This window comes from Pseudomonas sp. MOIL14HWK12:I2 (genome assembly GCF_000510745.1).
Taxonomy (GTDB): Bacteria; Pseudomonadota; Gammaproteobacteria; order Pseudomonadales; family Pseudomonadaceae; genus Chryseomonas; species Chryseomonas oryzihabitans.
The window spans coordinates 136,857-157,203 of record NZ_AZOA01000007.1; the positions used below are offsets into that span (position 1 = coordinate 136,857).

Genomic DNA, 20,347 nt, shown 5'->3' on the forward strand with positions numbered 1-20,347 from the left:
TGAAAATGATCCGCTTCGACGACCTCGGCCTCTTCGTCCGCTCCGCCGCCCTCGGCAGCTTTTCCAGCGCCGCCCGCGAGGCAGACCTCCTGCCGGGGCAGGTGAGCGCCGCCATCGGCCGGCTGGAGCGCGAACTGGGCATCCGCCTGTTCGCCCGCTCGACCCGCAGCCTGCGCCTGACCGCCGAGGGCGAGGCCTATCTGCCCTATGCCCGTGAGGTGCTGGAGACCTTGCGCGAAGGGCGCGAGCGGTTGCAGGGGGAGAGTCCGGAATTGCGTGGGGTGCTGCAGGTGGCGGCGCCTTCGGATCTGGGGCGCAATCTCCTGCTGCCCTGGCTGGCCGAGTTTCGTCAGCGCCATCCCGGCCTGACCCTCAGGCTCTACGTCTCGGACCAGCAGGCCGACGTCTATCGCGATCCGGTGGACATCGCCATCCGCTACGGTCGCAGCCAGGACGACAGCCTGGTGGCCCTGCCGCTGGCCCCGGACAATCGCCGGCTGCTGGCGGCGGCGCCGGCCTATCTGGCCCGCCAGGGCGCGCCGCGCAGCCTGGACGACCTGTCCAGGCACGCCTGCCTGCTCTACCAGCTGCATGGGCGCACCTATGACAAGTGGAGCTTTCCACAGGCCGACGGCAGTCTGCGCCAGGTGGCCGTCAGCGGACCCCTGCAGAGCGACGATGCCGAGGTGGTGCGGCGCTGGGCGGTGGCTGGGGAGGGTATCGTCTACAAGTCCTGGCTGGACATGCGCGACGACCTGCAGCGCGGTCGGCTGGTGCGGCTGCTGCCCGAGCAGCCCGGCGAGCCGTTGCCGCTGCAGCTGTTCTGCCCGCACCGGCGGCAATTCTCGCCGGCGGTGCGGCAGCTGCACGGCTGGCTGGCGGAACGCTTCGCGGCCCTGGGCGAGCAGTCCTGAAACGCAAAGGGGATGGCGCCGCGAACGGAGCCACCCCCGCGGGTACCGCGCCTGCCTTACTGCAGGTGCTGCTTGAGCAACTGGCCGGCCTGGGTCAGCGCAGCCTGGACCTCGGGTACCTTGGCCAGGGCATTGAGCAGGCCATAGTCGTGGATCATGCCGTTGTAACGCACCTGGACGACATCGACGCCGGCGGCGTTGAGCTTGCGGGCATAGGCCTCGCCCTCGTCTCGTAGCACGTCGTTCTCGGCGGTCTGCACCAGCGCCGGCGGCAGACCCTTGAGCTGGGCCTCGCTGGCCCGCAACGGCGAGGCGTAGACGTTGGCGCGCTCGGTGTCGCTGGTGGTGTAGTTGTCCCAGAACCACTTCATCATGTTGCGGGTCAGGAAGCGGCCCTCGGCATAGGTCTGGTAGGAGCCGTTGTCGAAGCTCGCATCGGTCACCGGCCAGAACAGCACCTGGTAGCGCAGCTTGGGCGTGCCCTTGTCCTTGGCCATCAGGCTAACCACCGCGGCCATGTTGCCGCCGACGCTGTTGCCGGCCACCGCCAGGCGACTGCCGTCGACATCGATGTCCTTGCCGTGCTCGGCCACCCACTGGGTCGCGGCATAGGCCTGGTTGATGGCCACCGGGAAGTGGGCTTCCGGACTCGGGGTGTAGTTGACGAACACCGCCGTGGCGCCGGAGGCCACCACCAGGTCACGCACCAGGCGCTGGTGGGTGGGGAAGTCGCCCAGCACCCAGCCGCCGCCGTGGAAGAACATGAAGGCCGGTGTCTGCCCCTTGGCGTTCGCCGGGCGGACGATGGTCAGCTGCAGCGGCTTGCCGTCGACCTGGATGGTCTTTTCACGGGTCTTGACCCCCGAGAGATCGACCTTGACGCCGGATTGGGCGCCGGCCAGCACCGCGCGGGCGTCCTTGGGGCTCAGGGTTTCCAGGGGTTTGCCACCGCTGCCGTTCAGGGCATCGACGAAGCCCTGGGTGGTGCGCTCCAGATGCGGATCGGGCTGGGGCGCGGCGAAGGCGCTGCCCAGGGCCAGGCTGAGCGCGGAAAGGCCAAGCAGGCGAGAGACGGTACGCATGACAGATGACTCCTCGAACGGGAAGGACCGGGCGCCTCGGCGGAGGCGCCTGGGTAATACCGCGACCCTTAGGCCAGGGTCAGGCGCACGTCCACGTTGCCGCGGGTCGCGTTGGAGTAGGGGCAGACCTGGTGGGCCTTCTCGACCAGGTCTTCGGCCACGGCACGCTCCAGGCCCGGCAGGCTGATGACCAGCTCGACGTCCAGGGCGAAGCCGGTGGGGATCGGGCCGATGCCGACCTGGGCGGTCACGCTGACGTCCGCCGGCACGGCGATCTTTTCCTTGGCGCCGACGAACTTGAGCGCGCCGATGAAGCAGGCCGAATAGCCGGCGGCGAAGAGTTGCTCGGGATTGGTGCCGGCACCGCCGGCGCCGCCCAGCTCCTTGGGCGTGGACAGCTGCACGTCCAGGACCTTGTCGCTGCTGATAGAACGGCCGTCACGGCCACCGGTGCTGGTTGCGGAAGCGGTATAGAGGATGTTCATGGCGTGCTCCTGTTTAGGTATCGCGATAACTGATCGTTCGGACGTTAACCGAAGGAATCGTCCGGGTACGGATTTAAGTTATCGCGATATTTGTTATCGCGCAAATATATTTTCAGGAGCAGCCGACCAGCGGCAGCGAAGGAGGCTAACGCTCCAGCTTGGCTCTCAGGGTCATCAGGTTTTCGCGCAGGGCATTCATCTGGGCATCGCCCAGCGCGCAATAGCTGCTGATGGTGCCGTTGATCTCCCGGGCCCGCTCGCGCAGGGCACGGCCAGACTCGGTGAGTTCGATGGACAAGTTGCGCTCGTCCTCGGCATTGCGCTGTCGGGTCACGTAGCCCTCGGCTTCCAGGCGCTTGAGCACCGGGGTCAGGGCGCCGGAGTCCTGGTGCAGCCGGCGCGCCAGCTCCTTGAGCGGCAGCCGATCGTTTTCCCACAGCACCAGCATCATCAGGTACTGCGGATAGGTCAGGCCCACCTCTTCGAGCAGCGGCTTGTACACCTTGGTCATGGCCAGCGAGGTGGAGTACAGCGCGAAGCACAGCTGCTGATCGAGAAGGAGGGGGTCTTTGTTGTTCATCGCGTTCCCGCCTGGGTAAATGAGAAATGATTCTACCCCGAGCATTTGGGTAGCATTAGTCCTTTCGCTCTCAGACCCCAGGGTTTCCATGCGTATCCATGTGTCGTTCATCGATCGTGTCGGCATCACCCAGGAAGTTCTGGCGCTGCTCGGTGCCCGCAATCTCAACCTGGACGCCGTGGAGATGGTGCCGCCCAACGTCTACATCGATGCGCCGACCCTGAGCGCGACGGTGCTGGAGGAGTTGCGCGCCGCCCTGCTGACCGTGGTGGGGGTGGAGGCGGTGCGGGTGGTGGACATCCTGCCCGGCCAGCGCCGCTCCCTGCAGCTCGACGCCCTGCTCGCCGCCATGGCCGATCCGGTGCTGGCGGTGGACGGCGAGGGCCGCATCCTGCTGGCCAATCCGGCCTTTGCCGCCCTGGCCGGGGAAGGCGCCGGCAACACCCTGGCCGAACTCTTCAATGACGGCGAATTGTCCGCCGAACTGCTGGACCAGGGCTTTCGCCTGCCCCTGCGCGAGGTGGTGCTGCGCGGCCAGGCACTGCTGCTGGACGCCACCCCCATCGGCGAACCGGTGGGCGGCCTGGCCGGTGGCCTGCTGACCCTCTACGCCCCCAGCCGTATCGGTGGCCGCCTCTCGGCGCTGCGCCACGACACCCCCGAGGGCTTCGATTCGCTGCTCGGCGACTGCGCCGCCATCCGCACCCTCAAGGCCCGCGCCCAGCGCCTGGCCGCCCTGGAGGCGCCGCTGCTGATCCTCGGCGAGACCGGCACCGGCAAGGAACTGGTGGCACGCGCCTGCCATGCGGCCAGTGCGCGGCGCGAGGCGCCCTTTCTGGCGCTGAACTGCGCGGCTCTGCCGGAAAGCCTCGCCGAGAGCGAATTGTTCGGCTATGCCCCGGGCGCCTTTACCGGCGCCCAGCGCGGCGGCAAGCCGGGCCTGCTGGAACTGGCCGACCAGGGCACGGTGTTTCTCGACGAAGTCGGCGAGATGTCGCCCTATCTGCAGGCCAAGCTGCTGAGATTTCTCTCCGATGGCACCTTCCGCCGCGTTGGCGGGGCCCAGGAAACCCAGGTCAATGTGCGCATCCTCGCCGCCACCCATCGCGACCTGCAGGCCATGGTCGCCGCCGGCACCTTTCGCGAAGACCTCTTCTATCGCCTCAATGTGCTCAGCCTACAGGTGCCGGCACTGCGCGAGCGGGGCCAGGACATCCTGCTGCTGGCACGGCACTTCCTGCAGCAGGCCTGTGCCCAGATCGGCCGACCGCCGTGCCGCCTGGCGCCGGCCACCTATGGGGTGCTGTTGGGCAACGCTTGGCCGGGCAACGTGCGGCAATTGCAGAACATCCTCTTTCGCGCCGCCGCCATCAGCGAGAGTGGCCAGATCGACGTCGATGACCTCGACCTGGCCGGCACGGCGGTGGCGGGGCAGGTCGAGACCGAGGTCAGCACCCTGGAGGCCGCCGTCCAGGGTTACGAGGCGGCGCTGCTGGAACGACTCTATCCGCAGTACCCGTCCAGCCGCCAGCTGGCCGCGCGGTTGCAGACGTCTCACTCCGCCATTGCCATGCGCCTGCGCCGTTATGGTATCCCCCGGCGAGACTAGCCCCGCCGCTTCAAGTTTCGTCACGGCAGCCCGATAACGTCAGACGACATCACGCTCGGACGGGGGGAGGGCTTCGTGACGAGCAGCTTCTTGCATTGGCTGGTTCTCGGTCTGGTGCTGGTGTGCACGGGCGTCCGTGCCGGCGCACTGCAACTGGTGACCGAGGACTATCCGCCGTTCAGCGTGGTCCAGCCGGATGGCCGGGTGACCGGCTTTTCCGTCGAGTTGGTGCGGCTGCTGTTGGCCCGGGCCGAGCTTGCGGCCGAGCCGCAGGTCATGCCGTGGGCGCGGGCCTTCGCCCAGGCCCAGGGCCGGCCCGATGTCCTCGTCTTTTCCATGGCGCGTCTGCCCGAGCGCGAGGCGCTGTTCGAGTGGGTGGTGCCCCTGACCGAGACCACCCTCTGCCTGTTCAGCTGGCGGGACCGCGTGCGCCCCTTGGCCAGCCTGCAGGCGGCCCGCGGCCTGCAAATCGCTACGGTCAACGGCGATGCGGGAGAGCGCATCCTGCTGGAGCAGGGCTTCACCGTCGGACGGGAGCTGCAATCCGGCACGCATTACAGCCTCAACCTGGAGAAACTCAAAGCCGGTCGGGTCGACCTGTGGATCGCCAACCGCGCCGTGGCCGATCACCTCGCTCGCCAGGCCGGCTACGATCCCCAGGGCGATCTGCGGCAGGCCTACTGCGCCGCCCCCTATCCGCTGTATCTGGCGGCCAGCCTGGGCACCGCTCCCGAGGTGATGGCACGGCTGCGGGCGGCCTTCATGACGTTGCAACAGGACGGTACGCTGGCCGAACTCCAGCGGCGCTGGCTATGAAAGGCGTGCTGAAACGCCGCTCGCTCGGTAACCGCCTGGCCTTGCTGACGGTGGCGTTCTGTCTGCTGTTTTCCGCGGCCACGGCAGGGCTGCGCACCTGGAATATCTGGGAACAGAATCGCCTGGGTATGGATACCGAGCTGCAATTGCTGGAGCAGGTGTACCAGTCGACCCTGACCAAGGCCATCTGGGAACTGGACAAGCCCGCGGTGCAGGCGCAACTGGACGGGGCGTCGCGCATCGCCTCGGTCGGCCGTATCGAGCTGCGGCTGACCGGCCACGGCCAGGAGTCCGACGTCCAATCCCGTCAGCAGGCCGACTGGGCGCCCTCGAGCCTGGCGCCGAGTCGAAGCTCCACGCTGGTCTATAGTCCCTATCCGGGCGGTCACGAGGTGCTCGGCGAACTCCTCATCCAAGGCAATGAAGCCCTGCTCTGGCGCGAATTGCGCGACAGCGTGGCGAGTACCCTGCTGACCCAATTGGCACTCGCCCTGCTGCTCGCCGGCCTGGTCAGCCTGGCCTTCAATCGGCTGGTGACCCTGCATGTCCGTCGGATCGCCCGCCACCTGTCCCGGCTGACGGCCGCCACCCTCGCCGAGCCCCTTCGACTGCGGCGGCCCACCCGCCAGGACGAGCTGGATCTGCTGGTGAGTGGCATCAATACCCTGCAGGGCAACCTGGCGGGCTACCTGGCCCAACAGCATCGCCACGAAGAAGAGCTCGCCGCGCATCGCGATCTCCTGGCGGAGCGAGTTCGCGAGCGCACGGCAGAGCTCGAGGCCTTGGCGACGGCGCAGCAAACCATCTTGAGGCTGTCCAACCAACTGATCCATGCGCCTTACGCGGACTTCGACCGGCATTGCCAGCTCTGTCTACAAGAGGTCGCACAACGCTTGCGCGCGCGTCAGGCCTTCTGGTTCAAGCGTGACACCCGGGATGCGCCCTATCGCCTTTACCAGGGCTGGTTCCGCGACGCCGAGCCGTTGGCCGCCGGTCTGACACTGCCGCCGCCCTGCGCCCAGGTGCTGGAAGCCCTGCTGGAACCCGAGGTCCCCCGCACCTTCGCGACGCGCGAGGCGCTCGTGGCCGCCTTCGGTGACGCGGCGGAGCCGCTGTTGGCACTAGGTAACGAAGCCCTGGCGCTGGTCCATCTGCGGATCGCCGAGGACGAAGACGGTTTGCTACTCTTCGGCTGCAATCTGGGTGGCGAGTGGCGCACCGATGAACGCGCCCTCATCAACATGACCACCCAACTGCTCTTGCATGCCTCCCATCACCAGTTGCAATTGCGCGACCTGCTGACGTCCCAGGAGGCGTTGCGCAGCGCCAACGCGCGGCTGGAGCAACTGTCGCGCAGCGATCCGCTCACCGGGCTGCCCAATAGGCGCTGTTTCGACGAGGCCGAGGAGGTGGAGTTTCGCCGCGCGCGACGCTCCGGGGAGCCCCTCGCGCTGCTGCTCTGCGATGTCGACTTTTTCAAGCGCTACAACGATACCTATGGGCATGCCCAGGGCGATGTCTGTCTGCAGCAGGTAGCGACCGCCATGCAGCAGGTCGTCACGCGCCCAGGCGACCTGGTGGCGCGGATCGGCGGCGAAGAGTTCGCGGTTCTGCTGCCCGCGACCGATCTGGCGGGCGCGGGGGCGATGGCCGAGCGCTTGCGCCGGGCCGTCGCCGCGCTGGAAATCACCCATGCCGGCTCGGAGGCTGCTGGCCATGTCACCCTGAGCATCGGCTATGCCACCCTGAGTACCGATATGCACGATTTCGCCAGCCTGCTGCGCCAGGCCGACCAGGCGCTCTACCGCGCGAAAAGCCTGGGGCGCCATCGCAGCTGTCATCTGCCTGAGGAGCCGCTGCCATGAAGCGTCATCTGTTGTTGGCCCTGCTGGCCTTGCTGGGGCCGGGCGTGGAGGCCGCCACGGTGCGCGCCGTGACGGAAGAGACGTCCTTGAGCTGGAGCGTGGACGGTCGGGTGGGTGGGCCGGCGACCTCGGTGGTGGAGCGTACCCTGGCCCTGGCGGGTATCACCGACTACCGCCTGGAACTCTATCCCTGGGCTCGCGCCTATGATCTGGCCCTGCACGAGCCAGGGGTGCTGATCTATCTGATCGCCCGCACGCCGGCTCGCGAGACCCAATTCCAGTGGGTCGGGGAGGTCATGCGCCTGCGGTACTACTTCTATCGGCTGGCGAATCGCGACGACGTGCGTATCGAGCGTCTCGACGACGCCCGCGCCTATCGGCTGGGCGTGATGCGCGACGATGTGCGCCACCAGTATTTGCAGTCGTTCGGCTTCCAGCAGCTGGTGGTGTCAGGCCAGCAAAAGGACAACTTCAGCCGCTTGCTCAATGGTCAGGTGGATGCCGTGCTGCTGCCGGAGCAGGATGCCATTCGCTTCTGCCAGGACGCGGCTAGCGCCTGTCCGGGATTGCGCCGCCTCGCCGCCCTGGAGGATCTCGATACCCCGCTGTACATGGCGTTCAGCCCGACCACGCCGGCGCCGCTGGTAGCCCGGCTGCGCACGGCGTTCGCGCAGCTCAAGGCCAGTGGCGAGGTCGCTCGGCTGCTGGAATAGCCGAGCAACCCCCGACCATCAACGCAGCACGTTGGTCTTGGCCAGGTCCAGCACCTCGCTGCCGCGCCCGCTCATCACCGCGCGCAGCATGTAGAGGCTGAAGCCCTTGGCCTGGGCGGCCTCGATCTTCGGTGGCAGCGACAGCTCCTGCTTGGCGATGCGTACGTCCACCAGCGCCGGGCCGGGGTGGGCGAACGCCTCTTCCAGAGTGGCGTCGAGCAGGCTGGCCGATTCCACCTTCCAGCCGCGCACGCCGCAGGCCTCGGCCACCTGGGCGAAGTCGACGGCGGCGAGATCCGTGGTCTCGTCGATCATGCCGGCGGCCTTCATCTCCATGGCGACGAAGCCCAGGGTGGCGTTGTCGTAGACGATGACCTTGACCGGCAGCTTCTCGCTGGCCAGGGTCGCCAGTTCGCCGAGCAGCATGGACAGTCCGCCGTCGCCGGCCAGCGCCACCACCTGGCGGCCGGGATAGGCCGCCTGCAGACCCATGGCCTGGGGCAGGGCATTGGCCATGGAGCCATGGGTAAAGGAGCCGGCCAGCTTGCGCTCGAAATTCATCGCCAGGTAGCGCGCCGCCCACACCGTGGGCGTGCCGACGTCGCAGGTGAAGAGGGCGTCCGCCGCGGCCAGTTCGCTGACGCGGGTGGTGAGGTACTGCGGATGCAGCGGCTCGCCATCGGCGGTGGCGGTAGCCAGTTCGTCCAGCTCGGCGCGGGTCTTGCGGTAGTGCTGCTGGGCCTTTTCCAGGAAGCGGCTGTGGCTGTTGGGCTGGAGTCGCGGCAGCAGGGCGTCGAGGGTGGCGCGGACATCGCCCACCAGGCCCTTGAGCAGCGGGGTGCGTACGCCCAGGTGGGCGCCGCGCACGTCGATCTGCACCACGCGGCCGTGATCCGGGAAGAAGTTGCGATAGGGGAAGTTGCTGCCCAGCATCAGCAGCAGGTCGCACTCCTTGAGTGCGTGATAGCCGGACGAAAAGCCGATCAGGCCGGTCATGCCCACGCCATAGGGATTGGAATACTCGATGTGGGCCTTGCCGCGCAGCGCATGGACCACCGGCGCCTGCAGGCGCTCGGCCAGGGCCACCACCTGGGCATGGGCACCGGCGCAACCGGCGCCACAGAGCAGGGTGATGCGCTTTTCCCCGGCCAGCAATTCGGCCACGGCATCCAGCTCGGCCTCCGGCGGCACCACCACCGGACGCACCGGCTCGCTCCACTGGGCTTCCTTGATCGGCGCCTCGGCCAGGGCCACGTCGCCGGGAATCACCACCACCGACACCGAACGATTGAGGATGGCCGAACGCATCGCGGTCTCGAGGATGCGCGGCAGTTGCTCGGGATGGGAAACCACCTCGCAGAAGTCGCTGCAATCACGGAACAGCCGCTCCGGATGGGTCTCCTGGAAATAGCCCAGGCCGATCTCGCTGGAGGGAATCTGGGCGGCGATGGCCAGCACCGGCGCACCGCTGCGCTGGGCGTCGAACAGGCCATTGATCAGGTGCAGGTTGCCCGGGCCACAGGAGCCGGCGCAGACCGCCAGACGCCCGCTGGTGTCGGCCGCGGCACTGGCGGCGAAGGCCGCGGCTTCTTCGTGCCGCACGCCACGCCAGCGGATGCGCTCACGCTTGCGCAGGCTTTCGGTGAGGCCGTTGAGCGAATCGCCCGGCAGGCCCCAGATGGTGTCGACACCAGCCGCTTCGAGGGTGGCGACGAGCAGATCGGCAACGGTTTTCACAGCCATGACAAAGACTCCAGACAAGGATGGAAGAGGGCAAAGCCGCTTGGCAGAGGTCTTGTTGTGCCTTCTTGGTCCGACGAAGCGGGGCGGAAGTTCGCGGCGGGCGCGCTTGTCCGAATCTTGCCCCGCGCCGATGACATTTCCGCCTCCGGCGTCTTTCCCAAGGCTTCACCAGGTGTCATCCGCGCGAAGAGCGCTATACCAGCTGTGATGCCTGATGCCGAGAGGGTGCCGATTGACAGATCCAGCCTTGCCCCTAATATGGGATATACATCCGATATATCCCGGAGGTCGATCATGGATCAAGGCGCCGTATTCCAAAGCAATCGCAGTCAGGCGGTGAGACTGCCAAAGGCGGTTGCCCTGCCCGCAGACGTGAAGCGCGTCGATGTGGTCGCGGTCGGTCGCACGAGGATCATTACCCCGGCCGGGGAATCCTGGGATTCCTGGTTCGAGGGGGAGGGTGTCACGGCGGATTTCATGGCGGAACGGGACCAGCCCGCCGAGCAGGAGCGCGAGGGCTTCTGATGCTCAAGTTCATGCTCGACACCAACACCTGCATCTTCACCATCAAGAACCGACCGACGTCGGTTCGCGAGGCCTTCACCCGGCACCAGGGGCAGTTGTGCATCAGTACGATCACCCTGATGGAGCTGATCTACGGTGCGGAAAAGTCTTCCAGCCCGGAGCGCAACCTGGCGGTGATCGAGGGCTTCGCCGCGCGGCTGGAGGTGTTGACGTACGGTCCCGAAGCCGCAGCCCATACCGGGCAGTTGCGCGCCGAACTAGCCCGAGCGGGTCAGCAGATCGGTCCTTACGATCAGATGATCGCGGGGCATGCGCGCTCTCTGGGCCTGATCGTGGTCACCAACAACCGTCGCGAGTTCGACCGGGTGCCAGGCCTGCGCGTTGAAGACTGGGTCACCGCGGGAGGAAATTAGCGCGCAAGGCGCTCTATCCGCCTCTGTCTGCAGCACGGTGATAAGGAACAGCAGGGCCCTGGCGTACAGCCCAGCTGTCGGACCCAGGAGCCTGGCTAATATCGTAACGATTTCGATACACCGTTTGTAAATCGATACGAGTGTAGCGGGTTGGGGCGTCAATCGTAACGATTTCGCTACGGCGCAATAGGGGTTCTTTAGCTAAACCCCTGAAAACACTGGCCTTTGTTCCTGGCATCACCCTTGCAATCCCAGACCCATCTATCCATCAGGACAAAGGTCCGCAGGAGTCTGGCAATGGGTCTGCGCTATACCGAAGAACACGAATGGCTGCGTCAGGAAGCCGATGGCAGCATTACCGTCGGCATCACCGACTATGCTCAGGACTCCTTGGGCGACCTGGTCTTCGTGCAATTGCCGGAGCTGCGCAGCTACGCCCAGGGCGATGAGGTGGCGGTGCTGGAGTCGGTCAAGGCCGCCAGCAACATCACCATGCCGCTGGACGGCGAGGTCCTGGCGGTCAACGAGGCGCTGAACGATGCGCCCGAGACCATCAACAGCGATCCGCTGAACGCCGGCTGGTTCTTTCGTTTCCAGCCCGCCAATGCCGAAGCCTTCGCCGCGCTGCTCGACGAAGCCGCCTATCAGCAACTGATCAAGGGGTAAGACCGCCATGTCGCTGCACGACACCCTCAGCACCGCCGACGAATTCGTCCCGCGCCACATCGGTCCGCGCGAGCTCGACGAGATCGCCATGCTGAATCTGCTCGGCTATGAATCCCTAGACGCGATGACCGCCCAGGTGATTCCCGAGAGCATCAAGGGCACCAGCGTGCTGGACCTGCCCGCCGGGCTGTCCGAAGCCGACGCCCTGGCCGAGCTGCGCGCCATCGCCGGCAAGAATCGCCTGCTCAAGAGCCTGATCGGCCAGGGCTACTACAACACCCATACCCCGGCGCCGATCCTGCGCAACCTGCTGGAAAATCCGGCCTGGTACACCGCCTATACCCCCTACCAGCCAGAGATCTCCCAGGGTCGTCTGGAAGCCCTACTCAACTTCCAGACGCTGATCGGCGACCTCACCGGCATGCCGGTGGCCAACGCCTCGCTGCTGGACGAGGGCACCGCCGCCGCCGAGGCCATGACCTTCTGCAAGCGCCTGGCGAAAAACAAGGCCAGCGCCTTCTTTGCCTCCGTGCACTGCCATCCGCAGACCCTGGACGTCCTGCGCACCCGTGCCGAGCCCCTGGGCATCGAGGTGGTCGTGGGCGTGGAAACCGAGATCGAGGACCACGGCCGCTTCTTTGGCGCGCTGTTCCAGTATCCGATGACCACCGGCGAGATCCGTGACTACCGGGAAAGCATCCAGGCCTTCCAGGCCGCCGGTGCCCTGGTGGCCATGGCCGCCGACCTGCTGGCCCTGACCCTGCTCACCCCGCCCGGCGAACTGGGCGCGGACGTGGCCATCGGCACCGCGCAGCGTTTTGGCGTACCGCTCGGTTTCGGCGGCCCGCACGCGGCCTACTTCGCAACCCAGGACAAGTACAAGCGCGACATGCCCGGGCGCGTCGTCGGCGTGTCCATCGACCGCCACGGCAACCCGGCCTATCGCCTGGCGCTGCAGACCCGCGAGCAGCACATCCGCCGCGAGAAGGCCACCAGCAACATCTGCACCGCCCAGGTCCTGCTGGCCAACATCGCCAGCATGTACGCGGTCTACCACGGTCCCGAAGGCCTGACCCGCATCGCCACCCGGGTGCAGCGTCTGACCAGCCTGCTGGCCGCCGGCCTGCAGCGCCTGGGCCACGAGACCCAGCACACCGCCTTCGACACCCTGACCCTGGTGTTCGGGGCGCGCACCGCCGCCCTGCACGAGGCCGCCCGTGCCCGTGGCTACAACCTGCGCGAAGTCAGCGCCGAGGCCCTGGGCGTGTCTTTGGACGAGACCAGCACCCTGGCCGATGTCCAGGCACTGCTGGAGATCCTGGCCGACGGCAAGCCCGCGCCCCAGGTCGCCGAGCTGGGCGATGCCCAGGGCGTGGAAGTGCCCGCGGCGCTGCAGCGCCAATCGGCCTTCCTGACCCATCCGGTGTTCGCCAGCCACAGGTCCGAGACCGAGCTGATGCGTTACCTGCGCAAGCTGGCGGACAAGGACCTGGCGCTGGATCGCACCATGATCCCGCTGGGCTCCTGCACCATGAAGCTCAACGCCGCCAGCGAGATGATCCCGGTCACCTGGGCGGAATTCGGCGGTATCCACCCCTTCGCCCCGGCCGACCAGGCCGAGGGCTATGCTCAGCTCACCACCGAGCTGGAGGCCATGCTCTGCGCCGCCACCGGCTATGACGCCGTCTCCCTGCAGCCCAACGCCGGCTCCCAGGGCGAGTACGCCGGCCTCCTGGCCATCCGTGCCTATCACGCGAGCCGCGGCCAGGGAGAACGCGACGTCTGCCTGATTCCGGCCTCGGCCCACGGCACCAACCCGGCTACCGCCAGCATGGTCGACATGCGCGTGGTGGTGGTGGCCTGCGACAAGCGCGGCAACGTCGACCTCGACGACCTGCGCGCCAAGGCCGAGCAGCACAGCGAGCGCCTGGCCGCGCTTATGATCACCTACCCGTCCACCCACGGGGTGTTCGAAGAGGCCATCCGCGAGATCTGCCAGGTGGTCCATGACCACGGCGGCCAGGTCTATATCGACGGCGCCAACATGAACGCCATGGTCGGTCTCTGCGCCCCGGGTCAGTTCGGCGGTGACGTCTCCCACCTCAACCTGCACAAGACCTTCTGCATCCCCCACGGCGGCGGCGGTCCGGGCGTCGGCCCCATCGGTGTCAAGGCGCACCTGGCGCCCTTCCTGCCCGGCCATGCCCGGCTGGAACGCAAGGAGGGCGCGGTCTGCGCGGCGCCCTACGGCAGCGCCAGCATCCTGCCGATCTCCTGGATGTACCTGAAGATGATGGGCAGCGCCGGTCTGACCCGCGCCTCCCAGGTGGCCATCCTCAGCGCCAACTACATCGCCCGTCGGCTGGAAGAGCACTACCCGGTGCTCTACAGCGGCACCGGCGGCCTGGTGGCTCACGAGTGCATCCTCGACCTGCGCCCGCTCAAGGACAGCAGCGGCGTGACCGTGGACGACGTGGCCAAGCGCCTGATCGACTTCGGCTTCCATGCGCCGACCATGTCCTTCCCGGTGGCCGGCACCCTGATGATCGAGCCCACCGAGAGCGAGTCCAAGCAGGAACTGGACAGATTCTGCGACGCCATGATCGCCATCCGCGAAGAGATCCGCGCCCTGGAAGCCGGCACCCTGGATCCCCAGGACAACCCGCTGAAGAACGCGCCGCACACCGCGCGCGAACTGGCAGGCGAGTGGACCCACCCCTACAGCCGCGAGCAGGCGGTCTTCCCGCTGCCGAGTCTGGTGGACGGCAAGTACTGGCCGCCGGTGGCGCGCATCGACAACGTCTACGGCGATCGCAACCTGGTCTGCTCCTGCCCGCCGATCGAAGCCTACGGCGAGGCCTGACCCTCACCCCCGGCCCCTCTCCCAGGGGGAGAGGGGAGGAGCGCCGCGGCACTCCGATAGCTCTGCAGCGGTTGTGCAGGATGTCCGAGCGAAGCACTGCTCTTCCCCCTCTCCCTTGGGGAGAGGGCCGGGGTGAGGGAAATCCGAAGCACCGAGGTCGCGTCTCGCTCATCAGCGGCAGGCACGACCCACTCAGATCACAGCTTCCTGCTCTGGAGGACCGGAGTGCGGAAGCCGCCACCCGACACGGAGCCCCACCATGTCCCTGCTCAAGACTTCGCTGCACGCCCTGCACCTGGAACTCGGCGCCCGCATGGTGCCCTTCGCCGGCTACGAGATGCCGGTGCAATACCCGCTCGGCGTGCTCAAGGAGCACCAGCACACCCGCGCCCAGGCCGGGTTGTTCGATGTGTCCCACATGGGTCAGGTCCTGCTCGAAGGCGAAGAAGCCGCCGAAGCCCTGGAGTCCCTGGTGCCGGTCGACATCATCGACCTGCCCAGCGGCATGCAGCGCTATGCCCTGCTGACCGACGACAACGGCGGCATCCTCGACGACCTGATGGTCGCCAACCTGGGTGACTGCCTCTATCTGGTGGTCAACGCCGCCTGCAAGGAAGCCGACCTCGCCCACCTGGAAAAGCACCTGGGCGATCGCTGTCAGGTGCTGCCGCAATTCGATCGCGCCTTGCTGGCCTTGCAGGGCCCGGCCGCCGCCGCGGTGCTGGCGCGCCTGGCGCCAGAAGTGGCCGAGATGACCTTCATGCAGGTCCGCCGCGTCAAGCTGCTGGACCAGCCCTGCATCGTCAGTCGCAGTGGCTATACCGGCGAAGACGGCTACGAGATCTCGGTGCCCAGCGCCGCCGCCGAGGCCCTGGCCCGCCGCCTGCTGGCCGAGCCGGAGGTCGAGGCGATCGGCCTGGGCGCGCGCGACTCCCTGCGCCTGGAAGCCGGCCTCTGCCTCTATGGCCATGACATGGATGCCGGTACCACGCCGGTGATGGCCAATCTGGGGTGGGCGCTGTCCAAGGTGCGGCGTGAAGGCAACGGTCGCGCCGGCGGTTTTCCCGGTGCCGAGCGCATCTTCACCGAGCAGCGTGAAGGCGTGAGCCGCAAGCGCGTCGGCCTGCTGGTGCAGGAGCGGGTGCCGGTGCGCGAGGGTGCCGAGCTGGTGGATGCCAATGGCGCCAGCATCGGCCGTGTCACCAGTGGCGGCTTCGGCCCGACCCTGGGGGCGCCGGTGGCCATGGGTTATGTCGACAGCGACTTCGCCGCCCTGGATACCCAGCTGTTCGCCGTGGTGCGCGGCAAGCAGGTGCCGGTCAAGGTCGCCAAGACCCCCTTCGTGCCGCAGCGGTATTACCGCGGATAAAGATCGGGCTGGCTGATCGTAGCTATGGCGGTCCGCCGCTGCGGCCGCTCCGGTGACGAGGATTGACCGTTTTATCGCGGCCATGGGCCGCTCCTACAGGATCCCGTAGGAGCGGCCCATGGCCGCGATGCCTTTCACGCCAGCGGATAATTGCGAAACACCGACAGCGCCTCCGCTTCGGCGGTCAGGGCCTCCAACGTCGGGTAGTTACGCCGCTCGATCAGCCCCTGCAGGGCGAAGTGCAGGAAGGTCCAGGCCACCGCCGTGTCGATGGCGTCCTGGCCGATACTGTCTTCACCCAGCGGCGGACGCGGGCCCAGCCAGGCCTTGTCGAGGGCGCCACAGGCCGCACGCAACTGCCCTTCCACGCGCTGCTGCCAGGGCGCATGACGCTTCTCTTCCGGTCGCAGATCACGCTCGTACACCAGCTGCACCGCCTTCTCGGACAGGGCCAGCGCCAGGCCGCTGCGACTGAGGGCGGTGGCCCGGGCCGCGTGGCCGCTCGGCCGCAACTGCCGACTGCCACAGGCGAGATGCTGGGCATAGTCCAGAATCAGCGACGAATCCATCAGCCGCTGACCGTCCAGGCAGATCAATGTGGGTGCCTTGAGCACCGGATTGAAGCTGCGAAAGCGCTCGACCTCACGAAACAGCGAGATCTGGCGCAGCTCGAAGGGCAGAACCAGCAGGCGAAGGGAGATCGCGACCCGCCGCACATAGGGGGAGTCGAGCATGCCGATGAGTTGCATGGGGGCGTCCTGTCAGAAAGAGTGAATCCTGTTTCACGTGGAACGTCATCCTGGCCGTGTGTTTCACGCCAGGTGCCGCTCTGGACAAGACATTAAGGATTCGGCGAAGCTGCTTCCAGCGAGAAATTCTGACCGGACCATTAAGGAAAGCTTACATGTCCCGTGTGCCGCCCTTGAATGCCCTGCGCTGCTTCGAAGCGGTTGCCCGCCTGGGCAGCGTGACCCGCGCCGCCAATGAATTGCACCTCACCCATGCCGCGGTCAGTCAGCAGGTGAAGGGCCTGGAGCACCAGCTGGGCATGGTGCTGTTCGAGCGCCAGGGGCGCGGGATCGAGGTCACCGGCGACGGTCGCGTCTATGCCGAGCAGGTCCGCCAGCTGCTCGAGGATCTGGGCGAGGCGACCCGGCGACTGCAGGCCCGCCCGCGGCGCAACGAGCTGGTATTTGCCACCTTTCCCTCCTTCGCCACCCACTGGCTGCTGCCCCGGCTGCCGCGTTTTCGCGCCCTGTACCCGGACTATCGCATCCGTATCCAGACCAGCCTGGATTTCCAGGATCTGCGCCAGGGCATGGTGGATATCGGAGTGCGCATGGGCGAGGGCCAGTGGGATGGCCTGACGGCGCTTCGGCTGTTTCAGGACGATGTGCTGCTGGTGGCGGCACCTGGTTACAACGGTGGGCAACTGCCGTGCAGCCTGGACGAGGCTCTCGCGCAGCCGCTATTGCACACGGAGGAAACCTGGCTGCACTGGGGCGAAACGGCTGGTCTAGGCGAAGCAGCACCCAATCGCGGCATCAGCGTGAATGATTCCAACGTGGTACTGGAGGCGCTACGCCTTGGTCAGGCGCTAGCGCTGGAGCGGCGCAGCCTGGTGCAGGCCGCGCTGGACGAGGGGCGTCTGGTCCAGCTCAGTCCGGTAACGGCGCCCTATCCCTATGCCTACTGGCTGGTCTGGCCGGAACGCGCCGAATCGGCGGAAAAGCAGGAGCGCTTCAGTGCCTGGATCCAGGCCGAGGTCGCGACCTATCTGGCCGCGCTGGAGGCGCCGACGCCCGCCTAGGGCGTCGGGCGGGAGGTCTTAGCGCAGCAGCAGCTTGCGACGGCCGTCCGGCCAGACTTCCCAGAGTTGATCGTTGATGCGCTGCACCTGGCTGGTGGTCCGGCGCATGGCCGAAATGCTGGCCCGCAGGGCCTGGCCGCTGGCGGTGTCGACGATATTTCCGGCGCCGGTGCTCTCGGCCGTGGCGCGATCCATAGCTACAGTGTTCATTGACGCCTCCCAGAGCTCGGCTAAAGACGGCGAAAGTGCCGTAGCCCAAGGACTGCCCAGCCACGGCAAGATTCCGCGTCCGCGGCGGCCGCCGTTCAAGCTGTGATCCACGTCCTGAGCATGCTGTGGCCCACTGGGCGAATTTGCGCAAAGGCCGCTTTCTGTACGGATATACAGATTAGGCCTTGCGCCGCTCGCGCAGGCTTTGCATCCTGTGGCGATTCCCCTCGTGCGACGCCCGCCATGCAGCTGTATCTCTGCGAAAAACCCTCCCAGGCCAAGGACATCGCCCGCATCCTCGGCGCCACCCGCCGCGGCGAGGGCTGCCTGCAGGGGCAGGGCGTGACCGTGACCTGGTGCATCGGCCACCTGCTGGAAACGGCGCCACCGGACGCCTATGACGCCCGCTACAAGCGCTGGTCGCTGGACGACCTGCCCATCGTCCCCGAGCAGTGGAAGCTGCAGGTCAAGAAGACCACCGGCAGCCAGTTCAAGGCGGTCAAGCGCCTGCTGGGCGAGGCCAGCGAATTGGTGATCGCCACCGACGCCGATCGCGAAGGCGAGATGATCGCCCGCGAGCTGGTGGAGCATTGCCGCTATCGCGGGCCGATCCGCCGGCTGTGGCTGTCGGCGCTGGATGACGTCTCCATCCGCCGCGCCCTGGCCGCGCTCAAGCCCGGTGCCGAGACCTATGGGCTCTATCAGTCCGCCCTGGGCCGCTCGCGCGCCGACTGGCTGATCGGCATGAACATGAGCCGGCTGTTCACCCTGCTGGGGCGTCGCTCCGGCTATCAGGGCGTGCTTTCGGTCGGACGGGTGCAGACGCCGACCCTGCGTCTAGTGGTGGACCGCGATCGTGCCATCGCCGCCTTCGTGCCGGTGCCCTTCTGGACCGTGGAGGCGACCCTGGACGCCTCCGGCAGTCGCTTCCAGGCCCAATGGCAGCCGCCAGAGGACGTCTGCGACGACCAGGGCCGCTGTCTCAAGCCCGAGGTGGCCCAGGCGGCGGCGCGGGCCATCGAGGCGGCTGGGCAGGCGCGGCTGGTCAAGCTCAAGACCGAGCGCGTCCGCGAGGCGGCGCCCTTGCCCTTCGATCTGGGCACCTTGCAGGAGGTCTGCTCCAAGCGCCTCAACCTGGGCGCCCAGCAGACCCTGGACGTCGCCCAGGCGCTCTACGAGAAGTACAAGCTGATCACCTATCCGCGCAGCGATTGCGGCTACCTGCCGCTGTCCCAGCACGCCGAGGCGCCGGCGCTGCTGGCCGCCTTGCTGGGCGCCGACAGCAGTCTCGCCCCACTGCGCGACCATCTGGACGCCAGTCGCCGCTCGCGGGCCTGGAACGATGCGAAGGTCAGCGCCCACCACGGCATCATCCCGACGCAGGTGACCCGCGACCTGGGCCGCCTGAGTCCGCAGGAGCGCAACGTCTATGGCCTGATCCGCGCGCGTTACCTGGCGCAATTCCTGCCGCCGCACGAATTCGATCGCACCCAGGCCGACTTCGCGGCGGGCGGCGAACGCCTGCGGGCCACCGGCAAGCGGCTGGTGGAACCCGGCTGGCGGCGCGCCTTGCCCGAATCGCTCACGCCGCCCAAGGGTCGCGAGGCACCGCCGCCCCAGGCGCTGCCCGAGTTGCGCGAGGGTGAGTCCTATCCGGTGGTGGAAGTGCGCTGCAAGGATCAGCTGACCCAACCGCCCAAGCCCTTCACCGAGGGCGATCTGATCAAGGCGATGAAGAATGTCGCCAAGCTGGTGGAGGATCCCGCCCTCAAGCAGAAGCTCAAGGACACCACCGGCATCGGCACCGAGGCGACCCGCGCCAGCATCATCCAGGGCCTGCTGGACCGCGGCTACCTGGTCAAGCAGGGCAAGGCCCTGGCGGCGACCCCGGCGGCCTTCGGCCTGATCGACGCCGTGCCCCGGGCCATCGCCGATCCGGGCACCACGGCGCTCTGGGAGCAGGCGCTGGATCGGGTGCAGGAGGGCGAGCTGAGCCTGGCCGAATTCGTCACCAAGCAATCGGCTTGGATGGGCAAGCAGGTGGAGCGCTGTCTCAGCCTGACCCTGACCATCAGCGGGCCGCCGCCGGCGGGCAAGGGCGCGCCCTGGAAGAAGAAGCGACGTACGGGCGGGAGCAAGGCCAAGGCGACGGCGAAGACGGGTGGCGCACCGTCGCGCGTGCGCAAGCCGAGGGTCAAGCCGGGCTGAGGACGGCGAAGAGGCGCTCGAGCACGGCGTCGGGCTGGGTCAGGACCTCATGATTCCAGAAGCGAATGATCTTGAATCCTTGGGCCTGCAGCCAGGCGTCGCGCTCGCGGTCATTGGCGCTGCCCTGATGCTGGCCGCCATCCAGTTCGATCACCAGCCGCGCTTCCAGGCAGACGAAGTCCAGGATGTAGCGGCCATAGGGATGCTGACGGCGAAATTTATGGCCCTGCAGACGATTGCCGCGCAGGTGATACCAGAGGGCGCGCTCGGCGTCGGTCTGACTCCGGCGCAGGGCACGGGCATGGCCGATGAGGGGCATGGGAATCCTTTCCCTGGGTGTTCTGGTGTCGGGTTTACCCTCACCCCAACCCTCTCCCGGAGGGAGAGGGGGGTGGTACGGAGTGAGGGGTGATCTGAGGAGTATCGCCTGGGGAAATAGTGTTGACGAGGCTCTAATGCGTGGTTCGTAAGGCTAT

Annotated in this window: 19 protein-coding genes; 12 read left to right on the plus strand and 7 right to left on the minus strand. The window is 67.2% G+C overall.

The genetic code is table 11. The features are described 5' to 3' along the window. Positions 1-5: 5 nt before the first annotated feature. Positions 6-914 carry a LysR family transcriptional regulator gene (locus PSK12I2_RS0103725; protein ID WP_027597353.1) on the plus strand — a complete coding sequence of 303 codons (909 nt, stop codon included), beginning with the start codon at positions 6-8 and terminating at the stop codon, positions 912-914. A 56-nt stretch (positions 915-970) separates the two neighbouring features. Here PSK12I2_RS0103725 and PSK12I2_RS0103730 read toward each other — a convergent pair whose 3' ends face one another. The 3 genes from PSK12I2_RS0103730 to PSK12I2_RS0103740 all read right to left on the minus strand — a co-directional run bounded on the left by PSK12I2_RS0103730 (position 971) and on the right by PSK12I2_RS0103740 (position 3,061). Beyond that, a complete protein-coding gene (locus PSK12I2_RS0103730; protein ID WP_027597354.1) occupies positions 971-1,996 on the minus strand; it encodes an alpha/beta hydrolase in 1,026 nt (341 codons plus the stop codon). A gap of 68 nt (positions 1,997-2,064) precedes the next feature. Beyond that, positions 2,065-2,481: an organic hydroperoxide resistance protein gene (locus tag PSK12I2_RS0103735; RefSeq protein ID WP_027597355.1), complete on the minus strand. Its 417-nt coding sequence runs from the start codon at positions 2,479-2,481 to the stop codon at positions 2,065-2,067. Between the two features lie 145 nt (positions 2,482-2,626). Continuing rightward, complete coding sequence (locus PSK12I2_RS0103740) at positions 2,627-3,061, minus strand: MarR family winged helix-turn-helix transcriptional regulator (protein WP_027597356.1); 435 nt, start codon at positions 3,059-3,061, stop codon at positions 2,627-2,629. 88 nt (positions 3,062-3,149) lie between these two features. Here PSK12I2_RS0103740 and PSK12I2_RS0103745 point away from each other — a divergent pair, with 88 nt between their 5' ends. From PSK12I2_RS0103745 to PSK12I2_RS0103765, 4 genes are all read left to right on the plus strand, one after another. Beyond that, positions 3,150-4,670, plus strand: coding sequence for a sigma-54-dependent transcriptional regulator (locus PSK12I2_RS0103745; RefSeq protein ID WP_027597357.1), 1,521 nt, complete (start codon positions 3,150-3,152; stop codon positions 4,668-4,670). A 90-nt stretch (positions 4,671-4,760) separates the two neighbouring features. Beyond that, positions 4,761-5,486, plus strand: coding sequence for an ABC transporter substrate-binding protein (locus PSK12I2_RS0103750; RefSeq protein ID WP_051398677.1), 726 nt, complete (start codon positions 4,761-4,763; stop codon positions 5,484-5,486). Then, a complete protein-coding gene (locus PSK12I2_RS24370) occupies positions 5,483-7,351 on the plus strand; it encodes a diguanylate cyclase (RefSeq protein ID WP_051398678.1) in 1,869 nt (622 codons plus the stop codon). The genes PSK12I2_RS0103750 and PSK12I2_RS24370 overlap by 4 nt, the downstream gene beginning before the upstream one ends. Beyond that, the gene (locus PSK12I2_RS0103765; RefSeq protein WP_027597358.1) at positions 7,348-8,064 is read left to right on the plus strand and encodes an ABC transporter substrate-binding protein; all 717 of its coding nucleotides are present in this window, start codon (positions 7,348-7,350) and stop codon (positions 8,062-8,064) included. The genes PSK12I2_RS24370 and PSK12I2_RS0103765 overlap by 4 nt, the downstream gene beginning before the upstream one ends. Before the next feature lie 18 nt (positions 8,065-8,082). Here the strand turns inward: PSK12I2_RS0103765 and poxB are convergent, their stop codons facing one another. Further along, entirely contained in the window at positions 8,083-9,807 is a 1,725-nt protein-coding gene (gene poxB / locus PSK12I2_RS0103770) for a ubiquinone-dependent pyruvate dehydrogenase (RefSeq protein ID WP_027597359.1), read from the minus strand. Between the two features lie 294 nt (positions 9,808-10,101). Between poxB and vapB the strand changes: the two genes are divergently transcribed. The 5 genes from vapB (at position 10,102) to gcvT (ending at position 15,643) form a co-directional block, all read left to right on the plus strand. Continuing rightward, complete coding sequence (gene vapB, locus PSK12I2_RS0103775; RefSeq protein ID WP_027597360.1) at positions 10,102-10,332, plus strand: type II toxin-antitoxin system VapB family antitoxin; 231 nt, start codon at positions 10,102-10,104, stop codon at positions 10,330-10,332. Beyond that, positions 10,332-10,745: a tRNA(fMet)-specific endonuclease VapC gene (gene vapC, locus PSK12I2_RS0103780; protein ID WP_027597361.1), complete on the plus strand. Its 414-nt coding sequence runs from the start codon at positions 10,332-10,334 to the stop codon at positions 10,743-10,745. Before vapB ends, vapC begins: the two co-directional genes overlap by 1 nt. Positions 10,746-11,042: 297 nt before the next feature. Next, positions 11,043-11,411 carry a glycine cleavage system protein GcvH gene (gene gcvH, locus PSK12I2_RS0103785; protein ID WP_007159937.1) on the plus strand — a complete coding sequence of 123 codons (369 nt, stop codon included), beginning with the start codon at positions 11,043-11,045 and terminating at the stop codon, positions 11,409-11,411. A gap of 7 nt (positions 11,412-11,418) precedes the next feature. After that, positions 11,419-14,274, plus strand: coding sequence for an aminomethyl-transferring glycine dehydrogenase (gcvP, locus tag PSK12I2_RS0103790; protein WP_027597362.1), 2,856 nt, complete (start codon positions 11,419-11,421; stop codon positions 14,272-14,274). A 259-nt stretch (positions 14,275-14,533) separates the two neighbouring features. Next, positions 14,534-15,643: a glycine cleavage system aminomethyltransferase GcvT gene (gene gcvT / locus PSK12I2_RS0103795; protein ID WP_027597363.1), complete on the plus strand. Its 1,110-nt coding sequence runs from the start codon at positions 14,534-14,536 to the stop codon at positions 15,641-15,643. Between the two features lie 134 nt (positions 15,644-15,777). Here the strand turns inward: gcvT and PSK12I2_RS0103800 are convergent, their stop codons facing one another. Continuing rightward, a complete protein-coding gene (locus PSK12I2_RS0103800; RefSeq protein ID WP_027597364.1) occupies positions 15,778-16,392 on the minus strand; it encodes a glutathione S-transferase in 615 nt (204 codons plus the stop codon). Positions 16,393-16,547: 155 nt separating this feature from the next. Between PSK12I2_RS0103800 and PSK12I2_RS0103805 the strand changes: the two genes are divergently transcribed. Further along, positions 16,548-17,453 carry a LysR substrate-binding domain-containing protein gene (locus tag PSK12I2_RS0103805; RefSeq protein WP_027597365.1) on the plus strand — a complete coding sequence of 302 codons (906 nt, stop codon included), beginning with the start codon at positions 16,548-16,550 and terminating at the stop codon, positions 17,451-17,453. An 18-nt stretch (positions 17,454-17,471) separates the two neighbouring features. On the opposite strand, the gene PSK12I2_RS24795 is transcribed toward PSK12I2_RS0103805, so the two are convergent. After that, the gene (locus PSK12I2_RS24795) at positions 17,472-17,663 is read right to left on the minus strand and encodes a hypothetical protein (protein WP_144945249.1); all 192 of its coding nucleotides are present in this window, start codon (positions 17,661-17,663) and stop codon (positions 17,472-17,474) included. Between the two features lie 243 nt (positions 17,664-17,906). On the opposite strand from PSK12I2_RS24795, the gene PSK12I2_RS0103815 reads away from it, so the two are divergent. Continuing rightward, positions 17,907-19,871 carry a DNA topoisomerase III gene (locus tag PSK12I2_RS0103815; protein WP_027597366.1) on the plus strand — a complete coding sequence of 655 codons (1,965 nt, stop codon included), beginning with the start codon at positions 17,907-17,909 and terminating at the stop codon, positions 19,869-19,871. Here the strand turns inward: PSK12I2_RS0103815 and PSK12I2_RS0103820 are convergent. Beyond that, the gene (locus PSK12I2_RS0103820) at positions 19,858-20,190 is read right to left on the minus strand and encodes an endonuclease domain-containing protein (RefSeq protein WP_027597367.1); all 333 of its coding nucleotides are present in this window, start codon (positions 20,188-20,190) and stop codon (positions 19,858-19,860) included. The genes PSK12I2_RS0103815 and PSK12I2_RS0103820 overlap by 14 nt on opposite strands. Positions 20,191-20,347 lie beyond the last annotated feature (157 nt).

Coding starts and splice junctions, on each gene's coding strand:
- PSK12I2_RS0103800 (WP_027597364.1), bottom strand. CDS start 16,392: ATGCAACTCATCGGCATGCTCGACTCCCCCTATGTGCGGCGGGTCGCG.
- gcvP (WP_027597362.1), top strand. CDS start 11,419: ATGTCGCTGCACGACACCCTCAGCACCGCCGACGAATTCGTCCCGCGC.
- PSK12I2_RS24795 (WP_144945249.1), bottom strand. CDS start 17,663: ATGAACACTGTAGCTATGGATCGCGCCACGGCCGAGAGCACCGGCGCC.
- poxB (WP_027597359.1), bottom strand. CDS start 9,807: ATGGCTGTGAAAACCGTTGCCGATCTGCTCGTCGCCACCCTCGAAGCG.
- PSK12I2_RS0103730 (WP_027597354.1), bottom strand. CDS start 1,996: ATGCGTACCGTCTCTCGCCTGCTTGGCCTTTCCGCGCTCAGCCTGGCC.
- PSK12I2_RS0103740 (WP_027597356.1), bottom strand. CDS start 3,061: ATGAACAACAAAGACCCCCTCCTTCTCGATCAGCAGCTGTGCTTCGCG.
- PSK12I2_RS0103820 (WP_027597367.1), bottom strand. CDS start 20,190: ATGCCCCTCATCGGCCATGCCCGTGCCCTGCGCCGGAGTCAGACCGAC.
- PSK12I2_RS0103805 (WP_027597365.1), top strand. CDS start 16,548: ATGTCCCGTGTGCCGCCCTTGAATGCCCTGCGCTGCTTCGAAGCGGTT.
- PSK12I2_RS0103725 (WP_027597353.1), top strand. CDS start 6: ATGATCCGCTTCGACGACCTCGGCCTCTTCGTCCGCTCCGCCGCCCTC.
- gcvT (WP_027597363.1), top strand. CDS start 14,534: ATGTCCCTGCTCAAGACTTCGCTGCACGCCCTGCACCTGGAACTCGGC.
- PSK12I2_RS0103745 (WP_027597357.1), top strand. CDS start 3,150: ATGCGTATCCATGTGTCGTTCATCGATCGTGTCGGCATCACCCAGGAA.
- gcvH (WP_007159937.1), top strand. CDS start 11,043: ATGGGTCTGCGCTATACCGAAGAACACGAATGGCTGCGTCAGGAAGCC.
- PSK12I2_RS0103815 (WP_027597366.1), top strand. CDS start 17,907: ATGCAGCTGTATCTCTGCGAAAAACCCTCCCAGGCCAAGGACATCGCC.
- vapC (WP_027597361.1), top strand. CDS start 10,332: ATGCTCAAGTTCATGCTCGACACCAACACCTGCATCTTCACCATCAAG.
- PSK12I2_RS0103735 (WP_027597355.1), bottom strand. CDS start 2,481: ATGAACATCCTCTATACCGCTTCCGCAACCAGCACCGGTGGCCGTGAC.
- PSK12I2_RS0103765 (WP_027597358.1), top strand. CDS start 7,348: ATGAAGCGTCATCTGTTGTTGGCCCTGCTGGCCTTGCTGGGGCCGGGC.
- vapB (WP_027597360.1), top strand. CDS start 10,102: ATGGATCAAGGCGCCGTATTCCAAAGCAATCGCAGTCAGGCGGTGAGA.
- PSK12I2_RS24370 (WP_051398678.1), top strand. CDS start 5,483: ATGAAAGGCGTGCTGAAACGCCGCTCGCTCGGTAACCGCCTGGCCTTG.